This window comes from Pirellulales bacterium, assembly GCA_036490175.1.
Taxonomy (GTDB): domain Bacteria; phylum Planctomycetota; class Planctomycetia; order Pirellulales; family JACPPG01; genus JACPPG01.
The window spans coordinates 1-14,071 of the sequence record DASXEJ010000308.1 but is presented as its reverse complement, the minus strand read 5'-3'; the positions used below and the strand labels follow the sequence as shown (position 1 = coordinate 14,071).

General features: G+C 60.9%; 10 protein-coding genes. 6 read left to right on the top strand and 4 right to left on the bottom strand.

The window, feature by feature from the left end; all coding sequences use genetic code 11:
* Positions 1-149: 149 nt before the first annotated feature.
* Positions 150-1,205 carry a transaldolase family protein gene (locus tag VGG64_23765; protein HEY1602642.1) on the bottom strand — a complete coding sequence of 352 codons (1,056 nt, stop codon included), beginning with the start codon at positions 1,203-1,205 and terminating at the stop codon, positions 150-152.
* Between the two features lie 331 nt (positions 1,206-1,536).
* Here VGG64_23765 and VGG64_23760 point away from each other — a divergent pair, with 331 nt between their 5' ends.
* Positions 1,537-3,000: a hypothetical protein gene (locus VGG64_23760; GenBank protein ID HEY1602641.1), complete on the top strand. Its 1,464-nt coding sequence runs from the start codon at positions 1,537-1,539 to the stop codon at positions 2,998-3,000.
* Positions 3,001-3,023: 23 nt separating this feature from the next.
* Here VGG64_23760 and VGG64_23755 read toward each other — a convergent pair whose 3' ends face one another.
* Complete coding sequence (locus VGG64_23755) at positions 3,024-4,289, bottom strand: beta-ketoacyl-[acyl-carrier-protein] synthase family protein (protein HEY1602640.1); 1,266 nt, start codon at positions 4,287-4,289, stop codon at positions 3,024-3,026.
* Positions 4,290-4,644: 355 nt separating this feature from the next.
* Between VGG64_23755 and VGG64_23750 the strand changes: the two genes are divergently transcribed.
* Positions 4,645-5,766 (top strand): fatty acid desaturase, encoded by a 1,122-nt coding sequence (locus VGG64_23750; GenBank protein ID HEY1602639.1) that lies wholly within the window; start codon positions 4,645-4,647, stop codon positions 5,764-5,766.
* Here the strand turns inward: VGG64_23750 and VGG64_23745 are convergent.
* A complete protein-coding gene (locus VGG64_23745; GenBank protein ID HEY1602638.1) occupies positions 5,752-6,888 on the bottom strand; it encodes an N-acetyltransferase in 1,137 nt (378 codons plus the stop codon). The genes VGG64_23750 and VGG64_23745 overlap by 15 nt on opposite strands.
* Before the next feature lie 402 nt (positions 6,889-7,290).
* Here VGG64_23745 and VGG64_23740 point away from each other — a divergent pair, with 402 nt between their 5' ends.
* From VGG64_23740 to VGG64_23730, 3 genes are all read left to right on the top strand, one after another.
* A complete protein-coding gene (locus VGG64_23740) occupies positions 7,291-8,301 on the top strand; it encodes an NAD-dependent epimerase/dehydratase family protein (protein ID HEY1602637.1) in 1,011 nt (336 codons plus the stop codon).
* 292 nt (positions 8,302-8,593) lie between these two features.
* Entirely contained in the window at positions 8,594-10,051 is a 1,458-nt protein-coding gene (locus tag VGG64_23735) for a DUF1598 domain-containing protein (protein ID HEY1602636.1), read from the top strand.
* Positions 10,052-10,202: 151 nt separating this feature from the next.
* Positions 10,203-11,267 (top strand): phosphotransferase, encoded by a 1,065-nt coding sequence (locus VGG64_23730; protein ID HEY1602635.1) that lies wholly within the window; start codon positions 10,203-10,205, stop codon positions 11,265-11,267.
* Positions 11,268-11,307: 40 nt separating this feature from the next.
* Here VGG64_23730 and VGG64_23725 read toward each other — a convergent pair whose 3' ends face one another.
* Positions 11,308-12,321, bottom strand: coding sequence for a hypothetical protein (locus VGG64_23725; GenBank protein HEY1602634.1), 1,014 nt, complete (start codon positions 12,319-12,321; stop codon positions 11,308-11,310).
* 372 nt (positions 12,322-12,693) lie between these two features.
* On the opposite strand from VGG64_23725, the gene VGG64_23720 reads away from it, so the two are divergent.
* A partial coding sequence (locus VGG64_23720; GenBank protein HEY1602633.1) for a protein-disulfide reductase DsbD domain-containing protein occupies positions 12,694-14,071 on the top strand: 1,378 nt, incomplete at its 3' end.

The following is a 14,071-nucleotide window of genomic DNA, read 5'->3' as shown; positions in this document are numbered from 1 at the left end:
AACCGCTCATCGGGAGCTCCGTCCCCATCATTCTCCATCGGACGTCGCTACAGCGACGAATCAGCCGTCCAACGGGTCTGCCTCACTTTCCGCGTTTTCCCTATCGTCACAGCACGCATCCTCGCTGCCATTGGAACGCCCGGCCGGTACTAATGAGGGGCCAGCACGCCGCGCTTGCCAGCGATCAAACGCAACAGGGCATGCTGCGGATCAGCGAACTTCTTCAACCCCTCGTCCATGAGCGTCTCTTCCAGGTGCTTGAGATCGACCTTTTTGTCGATTTCGTCCAGCACGGCTTGAGGGGGCAGTTCGTCCACATGACGCGTGATGTGGCGGCCGCTCTTTTCGACGGCTTCGTTCGTGGCCGGCGGGTTGGTTTCGATGTCGCTGCCGGCGAAGGCCTCGACGTATTTCCAGGGGGGATCCTCGGGCTTTTTAGTGCCCGTGCTGGCGAAGATCATTTCTTGCGCCAGCGGCGTCTTGTTGGCCTCCCAGAACCGCTTATTTTCAGCCCAGATGCGCTTCGCGTTGACAATGCCCACCATGCCTTGGGCGGCCGGGGAAAGGTCCGGAACGGCCTTCTCTGTGTAGACGTCGAGGCGCGAGACGAAAATGCTGTAAACACTCTTGAAGTGGGTCAGGTTGGCGCGGCGGCGGGCTCCGCGCCACACAGCGTCGCGCGCGGCCTGGTATTGCCGCATACTGAAAATCAGCGTCACATTAACCGTCACGTTGGCGGCTACCAGCTCCTCAAGCGCGCCCAATCCGGCCGGGGTCGCGGGGACTTTGATCATGCGATTCTGATGGCCGGCCGCCCACTTCTTGCCCAGTTCGATATAGCGCTTCACGCGCTCGGCCTGCGGTAGCGGCTGATGAATGTCTTCCAGCAAGGGGTCGAGCTCGAAGCTCACGTAGCCGTCGTTGCCGTGCGTTTGCTGCCAGACCGGCAGGAAAACCTGTTGCGCATGACGCACCAGCTGATCGGTCATTTGCCAGGCAATGGCCTCGTCGTCCAAGCCTTGCTGCAGCAGGCGGTCGATGTCCTTGTCGAAACGGCCGGTATCGATCAGGCCGCCCACGATGATCGGATTCGATGTGGCGCCCGACGCGCCTAACGCTCTGTTGGCGACGACCAAGTCGGGGTCGATCGAGTCGAGCCAGAGCTTGGTTCCACTGGCGATGAGGGACCTGAGGGGAGAATCCATCTGGCATACCTCGAGTGTGCGTAACTGATGAATTTCAAATAGCTTGCAACGTGCCTCGGCAAGCCGATTCGCTGTCACCGGGCGCTCTGCGGACAGGTGCGACTGAGGGTATCACAATTATTTGCAGAACGCTATCCAAGGGCCACGCGCAAAGCGATTTTCCGATTGCGCAGATTGGGCGAGATATATAGATCGAGCCGGTTTTCGACGAATTTAACGGTTATTCCTGTTTTGCGGGCCCGAGCTGGCCGATTAGGAATGGGACACCGGCGCCTACGGGCTCTGCGTGCCGGCGTAAGCATAATTCTTCGCGTCCGCGAGGAGATGGTTCGTGCTCGGAGTGCTGTCAAGGCTTGTCGTTGCTATCGCGGTGGTCTTAGGGCCGCCGTTGGCCGGCTGGTGCTCCGCGCAGTTTCGCCGCCCCGAAATGGGAGTGCGCCAGGTGGCGTACTGGGAAAACTCTCCCCCGGCGCCCGAGCCCGAGAACGTTCCGCCGGGAAGGCCGTCGCAGCCCGCCGCTGAAGAACAAGCTCCGCCCATGCCGGGAAGCGAATTCGTCGGCGAGTTCGGCGACGCGCTGGACGGCAATGACAGCATCTTCCCCGGCGATTCATTCGAGGAAGAACAAGAGTCGCTCATCCCTGACGGGCTGTGGAACAACCGCGGTCCGCTGTGGTACTCGTCGCTGGCCGTCACACTCATTCAACGATCGGCTCCCTCACGGCAAGACACGTCGATTTCCATCGCACGCATCTTTGTTGGCGTGCCCGTCAACACGACAACCGGAGTGGGCGTTCAAATCACCGGCGAACGCGAGTACATGACCGATCGGGCGTTGTCCCGGTTCGATGCCACGCCCGGCATGCGGCTGACGTTTGGTCGAAATCTGTTCGAGGACATTATTCAGCGGCAGCACTCCATCGAGTTCTCGTATTTGGGACTGAACAACTGGCAGAGCGACAGCTTTGCCAACGGGCCGCCACGCTTTATCCCCATAAACGGGGCCGTGGCAACGCTGGTCGCCATCCCCGGCCTGTATTCAAAATTTCCGGTGATTGTCGGTGGCTTCAATCCGACGATCATCAACATCGGGGAAACGATACCAGCTCAAACTAACGGGAGCCAAACCGCCTATGCAACCGTTTCCAGAATGACGATCGCCGAGCGGTCGACATTCAATAACTTCGAGATGAATTATCGGATCGGCCGCTTGCCCAGGCCCGATCGGGTGGCGCAACGTCCCGATGGCAGCTGGGTGCAAGTTGGCACTCCGACACTCGTGCATTCGTTGTTGGCGGGCGTGCGGGTTTTTACCTTCAACGATCACTTTAACTGGAATAGTACGGGCACCCGTACCTTCTTCGACGGCACCTCTTACAGCGGCGTATACAATGCGGCGACCAGCAACACATTGGTCGGAGGGCAGATTGGCGCAGATATTTTCATGCACACCAGCACCTGGACCATGGGTGTTCGCTCGAAGGCTGGTATTTATGGCAACTCGGCCCGGCAATCGTCTAACGTGACGATCGTGGATCAAGACTTCGGTAATTCGGCCAGCTCGACGTCCGGTGGCGGCGTGGGGCCGGCCTTCATCGGTGACCTGGGCGTGGTGGCCACCAGGCGCATGTTCGAGCGGGCCTACCTGCGCTTTTCCTATGACTTCATGTGGGTCGGCGGAATCGCGAACGCACCGGAACAAGTTCAATACACGAACAATCTCCAACCGGTCGTCAGGAAAAACGGCGCTCTGATGTTTCAAGGCGTCTCGCTGGGCTTCGACTTCTGCTGGTAGCTGAGTCGAGCCGGCTGCCGCGTTCAGCCCTCGGCCGCGATCACGACGGCCACCGCCTGCCCGGCGGGTGCCTGATTCAGTAGCAGGGCGATCGGCGGCGCGTCGCGGTGTGGCTCGCCGTGAATGACATTCACGGGGCAGAGTGGGTCCGGCTGCTCGTAGTTGAGCGTGATCGGCACCAGGTTCTCTTGCAGGGCTAAGACGCTGGCCACCATTTCGACGGCGCCCGTGCCGGCGCCGATATTTCCGAAAAAGCTCTTGGGCGCCGTGACGGGGACGTTTCCCAACACGTCGCGGATGGCTTGAGCTTCGACGCGATCGTCGCAAATCGTGCTCAATCCGTTGGCATTGACGTGGCCAATGTCCGCCGGGGTGAGCCCCGCGGATCGCAAGGCGCCGATGATCGAGGCGCGGACCGCCGACCCGCCCAGCGGCGTGCCGTTGTGCCTCGACTCGAAGGCGCTGGCGAAGCCCAGGACGCGTCCCTGTATTTTTGCCCCGCGCTGTTCGGCATGGCTGCGCGTTTCCAGCACCATGGCCGCCGCCCCTTCGCCGTAGACGGCGCCGTCGCGGGCGGCGTCGAACGGGCGGCTGGCTGCCGCCGGCTGGTCGCACCGGCGTGACACATCGCTGATGCCGGCACGGACGAAGGTCGTCGGATGAATGCGCGAGCTTGCGCCCCCGACAAGAACCATGTCGACATGCCCGCGCTCGATGATTCGCACGGCCTCGGACACCGCCAGCAGGCTCGAGGCTTCGGCCATTGTCAGCGAGTTATTATGGCCGCGGGCATCGTGGGCGATGGCGATGTGACAGGCCGACATGTTTGGCAGGTAGCGCAGCATCCAGAGCGGATACATCTGCGTCATGGCCTGCGAACCCCACCGGTTAAAGTCGAATTTGCCATCGACGCGACAGCCCCGGTAGGCCGATTCGACGTCCTCCAAAAGACAAAGGATCATGTCGCTTCCGAAAACCACACCCAGGCGGTCCGGATCGAAACTGCCTGGCGTGATGCCGGCCTGAGTGCAGGCCATGTCCGCGGCACTGACGCCCAGTTGGATGTCGCGCGACATCACCTTCAGGCTCTTCCGTGGCTTGACGAACTCTTTGGGATCGAAGTTGGCAACCTCGGCACCAAAAGTGACGGGCATGCCGCTGGCGTCGAACAGCGTGACGGGGCGCACGCCCCCGCGCCCCTCGAGCAGTGATGACCAAAAAGCGTCCAGGCCGACGCCGATCGGACTGACGACTCCCAGGCCTGTGATGACGATGTCTCGCGCCGACACCGTGCGACTCCCGCGCTTGAAGCAGTGTTTGATACGTGAAACGCCCGATCTGTGCCGCCAGGACGGCGGCATAAATCATTGCCGCTATTTAGGTTTTGTCCAGGGACCGCGTCGATTCGGTCGCCGGGAGGACGGGCGCGACACGGAACAGCCGGTCGTAGCTATTGCCATGCGGTACGAGCCCTTACGTTGGAACATGCCGTGTGATTGATAGGCTTAGATCAGATGGACAAACGGCCGCGATTATCAAGGAACCACGCGAGGCCTGCCGAGTTTCCGAACGAGCGCTGCTGGCGAACTTTTCCAGCGGCGCACATTGGGAAAGACCCCAGGTCGACGTGATTCCGAGCTAATCATGAGCGTTACGTCTGAGTTCGACGTGCCGGGCGTTGCCGGTCTGTCGCTGCCACGGCCGCGCCAGGATAGACGTTGCCATGATACGTCTGCGCACTGTCGCACCGATTTTTCCCTGCGTGACGCACGGCACCTGGTCAACGACCTGTTCACGCCGTGTCTGCGGACTTATTGGACAGACTTTCTCCTGTCGTTTGGGATCGGGCTGACGGCGTTCCTGGTTTTGCGTCGGGTCAGTCTGTCGCCGCCGGCGTGGCTGGCGGTGTATGCCATCGCGGTACTGGCTTTCTACCGAGCGGCCATGTTCAGCCACGAAGTCGTGCATCTGCGAGGCGAGAAATTCAAGACCTTTCGCGCCGCCTGGAACCTGCTGTGTGGGATTCCGTTTTTAATTCCATCGTTCCTCTATCAGACGCACACGCTGCACCATGTTCGCAAGCATTACGGCACGAAAGACGACGGAGAATACTTGCCGCTGGCCACGGGGCCCGCGCTGAACATTCTGCTGTACCTGGGCCAGCCGTTTGTCGTGCCCCTGATTGCGGCATTCCGATTCCTGGTGCTGGCGCCGTTGACGTGGGTCAGCCCGCCCACGCGGCGGTTTGTCTATCAGCGTATGTCGTCGATGGTCATTGATCCAACCTTCGTGCGGCCGCTGCCGGCCCGCAGCGAATTACGCGCGTGGCGCCTGCAGGAAGTGGCGTGCTTTGCCTACCTGGTATCGCTCATCGGAATCTGTGCGTTGGGACTGCGGCCTTGGATGTTGCTGGTCGATGCCTATGCCATCAGCGTCGGGGTGCTGACGTTGAACGCGATCCGCACGTTGGGGGCGCACCGCTACCTGCACGGCGGCGAGGACGTCAGCTTTGTCGACCAATTGCTCGATTCATTGAACTACCCGCACAATCCCGTCACGGGCGAGTTGTGGGCGCCGGTCGGTCTGCGATTTCACGCCTTGCACCATTTGTTCCCCTCGCTGCCCTATCACGCACTGTCGACCGCACATCAGCGACTGATGGCCGGATTGCCTGCCGACTCGCCCTATCGGCGGACGATCAGCCACGGCTTACTCGGCGAATTGGCGACACTGTGGCGGCGGGCACGCAGCTCAACTGCTGGCTGAGGTCTGTTCCCAGTCGTACATGCGGAATCTCTTTTGCAGCGTGGCCTGCATTTTCTCGAGGCCCATGCGCGGCATGACGTTGGATTCGGCGATCCAGGAGAATTCCGCCTCTTCGACGTTGAGCGAAAGTGCCTTCGGCACCAGCCCGCGGAGCAGTACCAGCCCCAAGCCCCAGCGTTGAAACTCGGGCACCACGTTGATGCTGATGATGCGAATGCGGCGGACATCTTTGCGGCCGGCCAGCAAGTGCAGAAACCCGAACGGCAGCAATTTTCCTTTGATGCGCTTGATGCGGGGATTGTAGTCGGGCAGCCCCAGCACGGCCCCCACGCCGCGTCCGTCGACCTCGGCAATCAGCGCTAAATCCGGGCTGACCAGATAGCTCAACGTGCGGACGAACTCGGCCAACTCGTGCAAAGTAAGCGGTACGAACCCCCACATGTTCTCGAAAGAGCGGTTGTACAGGTTCAAGAACAGCTCGACGTCCTTCTTGTTCGACGGAACCATCGGGCGGAGCGTGGCCTGGCAACGTTCCTGCGCCTGATCGACCAGCCAGCCCATCTCTTTCTCGAAGTTGGGCAGCTGAGCCTTGTAGCCCACATAGGCCAGAAGATCCTGGGACCTTTGGAATCCATAGTCCTCGACCAGGCGTTCGTAGTAAGCCGGATTATAAGGCATCAAAAAAGTCGGCGGGCTGTCGAACCCTTCCACGAGCAGCCCGCACTCGTAATTCATAGAGGGATTGGCGGGACCGCGCATCTTGGTGATGCCCCGCGCGGCCAGCCAATCGCGTACGGTGTCGAAGAGCGCACGGGAAACATCGAGATCGTCGACAGATTCGAAGAATCCGAAAAAACCGCGCTCTTCCTTATGCTCTTTGTTGTGCTCGCGGTTGACGATGGCTGCCACCCGGCCGCAGACCTTGCCATCGCGGATGGCAAGAAACGTTTGTACTTCGGCGACTTCGTGAAATGGATGATGCTTATAGCCGCATAACTCGCACTCGATGATTCTCAGGCGCGGGATCCAATGTGGATCGTCCCGGTAGAGATCCGCCGGTAGCGCCAAAAAGGCACGCCGGTCGCTCCAAGAATTCACAGGCTTAACGACAACTGCGGACATAGCATCTTTCTAGGCTGCTGATTCCATGCAGCCAAATGAGTCGCTGGCGACTCCTGAACGAATGTCTCGACCGATCGCGCCGTCGGTATCAAACATCGGCAACGGGACGGGGCGCATTGTCGGCCAGCCCCGATTGCCTTTAATCGAAAACGTGCAATGCTAATATAGCGATCACACAGTCGGCAAGGTTCGACGCGCGGTGCTTCGGCAAGTTGCCAAGCCGCGGAATCGAGAAAAACAGCCCCTTTGAGACCTGGCTGACGATGTCCGATTCGCGACTCTGCTCATAGCGTGGCCGATTAGCCGGCGTCCCGCGATCGCAACGTCAACACAACAGGAATTGATCGCCCAACCAGGGGGAGCGGCCAGCGTGGGCTTTATCCGGGTCATGGAATCGCGACCGTGAAGGCATTAATTACAGGCGCCAGCGGCTTTATCGGTACTCACCTGGCCGAGACGCTCGTTGCCAAGGGGCATCAGGTCCGCTGCCTGGTGCGTGCCAGTTCGAACATCGGACGGCTGGCCCCGCTGCCGGTCGAGATCGCCTATGGAGACATCGTCGATCCGTCGAGCCTGGTAACCGCAACGCGGGGGGTGGATGTCGTTTTTCACCTGGCCGGCCTGATCAAGGCCCTCTCGTACGATGCGTTGTTACGCATCAACGAGCAGGGCGCGCATAACATCGCCCAGGCAAGTGCGGGCCAAGTTGCCCCGCCTGTCCTGGTGCTGGTGTCGTCGTTGGCGGCCGCTGGGCCTTCGCCCGAGAATCGTCCGCGGCACGAATTCGATCCTGTGTGTCCTGTGTCGAACTATGGACGGAGCAAACGTGCCGGCGAACTAGCGGCCATCCGTTATGCCGATCGCGTTCCCCTGACCATCGTTCGGCCGCCGATCGTGTTCGGCGAGGGGGACTGTACCATGCTCGCCATGGTGCGGCCGATCAAATGGCTCAGGCTGCACTTGGTGCCAGGTTTTACCGAGCGACGGGCCTCGATGATCCACGCGGCTGACTTGGTGGCCGGGCTCATCGCGGCCGCCGAGCGTGGCGATCGTATTACGGCCGGCGCGACCGAGGATCCTGCCAAGGGCTATTACTTTCTAGCCTCGGAACGCAATCCCACGTTTGCCGAAATGGGACAGTTGATCGCTCGTTCGTTGGGCTGCCGGCGCCTGCGCGTCGTGCGTGCCCCCGAGGTACTCGGTTGGGGCTTGGCTGGCGCCAACGAGGCCTGGGCGCGCGTGCGGAGGCGCCCGCATATCTTCAACCTGGACAAAATTCGCGAAGCGACCGCCGGATCTTGGGTGTGCGCTGCGGAACGTGCCCGGCAACAATTGGGATTCGACGTCGGCGCCGACCTGGAAGCCCGTTTCGCTCAGACCACCCAATGGTATCGCAAGCAGGGCTGGATTTAGCCTCGCGGCAGGGATAGCCAATGGCAGCCGCCGGCGTCCTGGGGACCGTTTAACCGCCGCTGGCCGGCCTGCGACCGTCGATTCGACGAGCCGCTCGGGACGGGTCGTGTGGGTCGTGAATCTCGGCCTCTCCTTGCTTTGCCTAGATTGCCAAATTACCATCATTATTGGGCCATGAGATAGGTCCGATTCTTCTCTCGAGCAATCATCCGCCCCCACCGGCCCGTAGTTTTTTTGGGCTCTCGCTGGTGGGGGCGTACCGGTCACGTGTGCAGAGACGGAGGGAAATGGGATGAGGTTTCATTCTTGGTGGGCTTGCCTGAGCGCAATCGTCGTGGCGACGATTGTTCAAATCGCCAGTTCTCAATGGGCGTCCGCGACGACAACCACGGGAGGGACCACCGGAGGTACGACTGGCGGAACGACGGGAGGCACGACGGGAGGCAGCAGCCAACCGAATGCGTTTGCGCCTGCCGGCGTGGTAGTCAATGCCGACGGCATTGTGCGCCGGGAAGTTTACGAAGATCCCACGGGCGCACTGATGCGCCGCCGCATTGAAGAGGCACATGCGACACTCAACGACAAGGTGGCCGCGCGCAGCAACTTGCGCAAGGTCTCGCTCACCAGGCTGGAAAAGGCCATCAAGGCCCGACTCGACGCAGGACAACAACCCACTGACGAGATGCTTTGCCTGGCCGGGTTGATCCGGCTGCGCTACGTGTTCCTCTACGAGGATTCGGGCGATATCGTCATCGCCGGGGCAGCCGAAGGCTGGGTCCGCAATCTCTCAGGACGCGTTGTTGGCCTGACGACGGGCCGACCGATTCTGGAACTTCAAGATCTGATCGTTGCCTTGCGCGCGTATCCGTCAGGCGAAGAACAAAGCCCGCTGATCGGCTGCTCGATTGATCCGACGCCCGAGGGTCTGCAGCGGATGCAAGATTTCTTGCGTTCGATCGGACGTGAAGCGACGCCTGACCAGACGGACTTTATTGTCGATGGACTGCGGACCAGCCTAGGATTGCAGAAGGTCGCGATCCGGGGCATTTCGCCCAATACCCACTTCGCGCAAGTGATGGTCGAAGCCGACTATCGCATGAAGTTGATCGGCATTGGGCTAGAGCGTCCTCCGATTCAATTGGCCAGCTTCGTCGACCGGGCCAATCCCGGGGCCATCAGCCGCAACGCATTGCAGCGTTGGTTCTTTGTGCCCGACTACAAGTGCGTGCGTGCTGCGGAGGACCGTTCGGCGATGGAGTTGGTCGGTGACGGAGTCAAGTTGGTGGGTGCCGACGAAGTCGTGGGAGGGAACGGTCAGCGGGGCAAATCGAATACTACCAGCGGCGCCAGCGCCATGTTCGTAAGCGGCTTCACGAAGAAATACCCCGAGCTGGCGGCGAAATCGCCGGTCTTCGCGCAATTGCGGAATCTGATCGACATGTCGGTGGCCGCCGCGTTCATTCAACAGAACGACTACTACGCCAAGGCCCATTGGAACATGGACCTGCTCGGCAATGAGGAAAAATTTCCCGTACAGACTTTCAACGCGCCGGTGGAAGTTGAGTCTGCCGTCGCCAGCGTCTGGAAGGGAAATCAGTTGATGACCCCGATCGGCGGCGGCGTGTCGGTGCGAGCCCATCAAGCCTTGTCGTCCGATAACCTGCTGCCCGACGACGGCAAGAAGGTCGACAACCGGCATCATCAGACCAGCCTGAAAGATCTGGCCGAGGGACAATGGTGGTGGGACTGAGATTTTAATCTCTCGCGGCTTGGTCATCTGCGATCTTGGTAATCTGTAATTGTGCTGGCACTCGCGAGGCAGTATCGCGACGCGACCATGCATGTCTTAGCCACTTCGCCACGCGCTGGTAGACTGCACTGCGTTGGTAGATTGAGGCGCAATGTTTTCTTGCTCGCGCCGTGCTCCGCGGTGGGGCGGCGGCGTGTTCGCCTTTTTTCCTGGTCATACGATGGCCGACGAGATTAACTACGGGCCGGTATTGCGCGCGTACCCCGCAGACTGCCAACCGCAGGCAGCGGAGTTCCTCGCTGGCGCCGGGGGCTTTAGTGGATCGCGCCTGTGGCGACTCAATACTCCGCAAGGCTTGCTCTGCTTGCGGCGCTGGCCGGCCGAGCATCCGACTCCGGAGCGACTGGAGTTCATTCAGGCCGTGCTCTGGCATGTGCACCAGGAAGGGTTCGACAGAATACCACTGCCACTCGAGACCACGACGCATCAGGGATACGTGCGCCACGCGGGACACTTGTGGGAGATCACGCCTTGGTTTGCGGGCGCGGCGGATTACCATCTTGCGCCAAGCGTGCCGCGGTTGCGTGCCGCGATGACGACGCTCGCCGCGTTTCACAGCGCAGCCGCCTCGTTTCCGCTGCCGCAAGAGGCCGAGTGCTCGTCCCCTGGTGTGGCGGCGCGGCGCAATCAGCTTGCCGCGTTACGCGCCGGAGGTTGGCAGCGATTGCAGCAAACGGTAGCGCGCGCGAACGATTCCAGTCGTGCGGCGGCACGGATTCTGGAGTGTTTTCCGCGTGCGGCCGAACACGTCCAGCAGATTCTTGACCAGGCCGTGCAGGTCAAGGTGGCTCTCGTTCCGTGTCTCCGCGATATCTGGGAAGAGAATGTTCTCTTCTTGGGGGACGAGGTGACGGGCCTGATCGACGCCGGCGCCATGCGACCCGAGAACGTGGCCGCGGATGTGGCCCGCCTGTTGGGAAGCCTGGCCGAAGACGATCGATCCGCCTGGAAAGTGGGGCTCGCCGCCTACGAAAGCGTTCGTCCTCTATCCGAAGTCGAACTGATGCTGGTGACGGCGTTTGATACTAGTGGAGTGCTGTTGGGCGGTATCAATTGGCTCGTCTGGATCTACGAACAGCAGCGCGCTTTTGAGCGGCCGGAGGCCGTCCAAGCAAGGCTCGACTATTTCAGCCGCCGCCTCGCGCACCTTGCCTGAGTCGCGGCGGATTCGTATGCAGGTCCGCGGAGTAACACGCTTACGCCCTGGATATCACTGTGCGTGTCTCAACGCCACGCACGGAACGCGTTCGCCATAAGCCGCTGGCAATGCCCAACGCTGCCAACAGCGCCAAGACCAACGAGGAGGGTTCGGGGGCTGGCAAGTAAACAAAACTAGAATAGTCGATATGCGAAGTCTCGCCGGAATAGCTGGACGACAGGCCTGCTGTTTGCAGAATGAATTGATCGCTGAACAGGGGATACGCCGTGCCGTACTCTTTGTTGATGGCGCTGAGCATCAAGTTGGCAAAGATCGCATTTCCCACTACGGCGACGTGTAGATCGTTAAGCCACAAATCCGTCGGCGCGCTGCCTTCGTCCTTCGTGTCGATCGTAACTCCGCCGATGACCAGCGGCTGCGCGCTCCACGACCGCATCAAGCCGGCGAAATCGACGTAGACCTGCCCACGGCCGAGGATCTCGGGCTTCAAGGTCGCGTTGACCTGGTCTACCAGCGAGACGACCGGTTGTCGCAAGGCCGGCGTAGTCAACGTCGCCTGGCCGCCGCCGGTGAGCGACATGTCCGGCACGCCAAGCACAATCATTTTTGTTGGCCCGGCTGCCAGCACGGTGTCGACGGCCGTAGTGATGTTGCCCGTGACTTGATTGACGAAGGCCGAGGTATTGAGCGTGTGATTCAGGATCTGCGTCGCCACGGGCGGAAAATCCAATCCGCCCACAGTCAGAAAGGCGAGATTCACTTCGTTGGCCGCGACGAAGCCCGCGACCTTTGTATCTTGGCCTTCTGCCAACAGGTCGCTGCTGTCGCTGCCGCCGATGGCCACGTTGTACGACTGGTTCGGGCCGAAATTCAGTCCGCGCTGATTTGCCAGATAGGGGACCCAGCTACCGTCGTAGGTGTCCCCTTCGGTTTCGCTGGCGCCCATCGCGGCGATGCCAACGATATTTGCGCCATTTGCAGTCGCCATCGGCTGCGCGGCGAGCATTAGCCCGCATATGATAAGAAAAGCCCGCATCGTGTTGATTCTCATGAGCGTTCTCCAGGCCGAAATTGCATACTTGGCGGGCGCGGCGCGCAGCGTGACTCCGCTATTGAACCCCGACGTTAGCGAAATGTTACAAGATTGGAAGGGTTTTCCGGAAATTCTGCAGACTTTGCCGCCGTATTGCCATCAGGCAGGGATCCGCAATCATCAATCTTTCCACAAAACGGGTGGCCGGTCGTGCATGGCTCTCGCGTCAAGCCAAGACGTTTAGGCCTTCCAGCGCAGACATTGAATTCGCCGCGCGTGATCGGATCGGCCGTCTGAGGTGAAATTGACCCGGCCTGTCAAAGGGACCTAAAATACCTCCTCGCAACGCTGGCGCGATTGCAGATGTATCGATACCAGAGGGAGAGTCGCATGCGGCAGGCATTGTTGGCGGGCCACCGGGTGGCATGGGTCGGTCTGGCACTGGTTATTGCCGCTGCTACGCCCGCCTCGGGGCAGCTTGACCTGGGCGCCATTGGCGGCAACCTGTCAGGGGGGCCGGCCGCCGCGGCAGGCCCCGTTATGATCGAAGCGCATATCGCGCCAGCCAGGAATGGGCAGGTTCCTCAGCTGGTCGTGACGGCTGATATCGGGACCGGCTGGCACATCTACTCGCTGACGCAGAAGTCTGGCGGGCCTGTTCGCAGCAAGATCACCATCGATCCCGGGGCTGGCTACAAGGTGGCCGGCGATTTCAAGTCGGTCACGCCACCCGAATCGCACGTCGAGCCGGTTTTTAACAACCTGCCCGTGGAAACGCATGAGGGGCAAGCGATCTGGTCGGCCCCGTTAGAACTGACGCCCGGGACCGATCCTGCCGGCCTGTCGATCGCTGGAAAGTTTGCCTATCAGGCCTGCGACGAAAGCAGTTGCCTGCCGCCGACCTCGGTCAAGTTTACGGCCACCTATAACAAGGATGCCGCGGCTCCGGGGCTGCCACAGCCGCGCGTCGTCGGCGATGCGGGCAGCTACAAACCTGGCACCGCGCACGTCGTTATTCGCGGACATGTCGAGCCGACGGTCGCCACTCCCGGCGGAGTGGCCAGACTCGTCATTTCGGCCGAGCCCACCGACGGCTGGCACGTCTACGCCCTGGCCGATCGCGACCCGCCAAAAATATCCAAACCAACGCTGATCGCATTGAGCGAAACCGCCGGCCTAAAGTCGTCGCCGCCGTCGGCTGCGGGAAAGCTCATCGAAAAGGCGTCGACAGCGGCGCCGGGCGAGAAAGAACGATATTACGAGCAGCCAGTCACATGGACGATCGATCTGGCTGTGCCGCAGGATGCCGCGCCGGGAGATCATAAGCTCGCCGGGCTGATCGGCTTTCAAACGTGCCGCGACGGCACGGGATGCGATCTGCCGCAAGCGGTGCAATTTCAAGTCACGCTGCCGGTGGATGCGCAGCACAAGCCCGGAACGATTCCGCTCGTTTTCACTCCGGCGAAGAGCTACAAGCAAGTGGCCGACGCTGCAGCCCGTGGTGCCGTTGGCGAGGCATCCGCCGGATTCGATCCTACCAAAGTACAGCCGGCCGCAAGCGGTGGTGGTGAGTCAATATTTTTCATGCTGGGGGCGGCGCTGCTGGGTGGCTTGATTCTGAACTGCATGCCGTGCGTGCTGCCAGTGATCGGGCTGAAGATTCTCGGCTTCGTCGAGCAAAGTCATCAGAGCCGTCGCAGCGTGTTCATGTTGAACGTCTGGTTTACTCTGGGACTGTTGAGCGTGTTCGTGTTGCTGGCCTCATTGG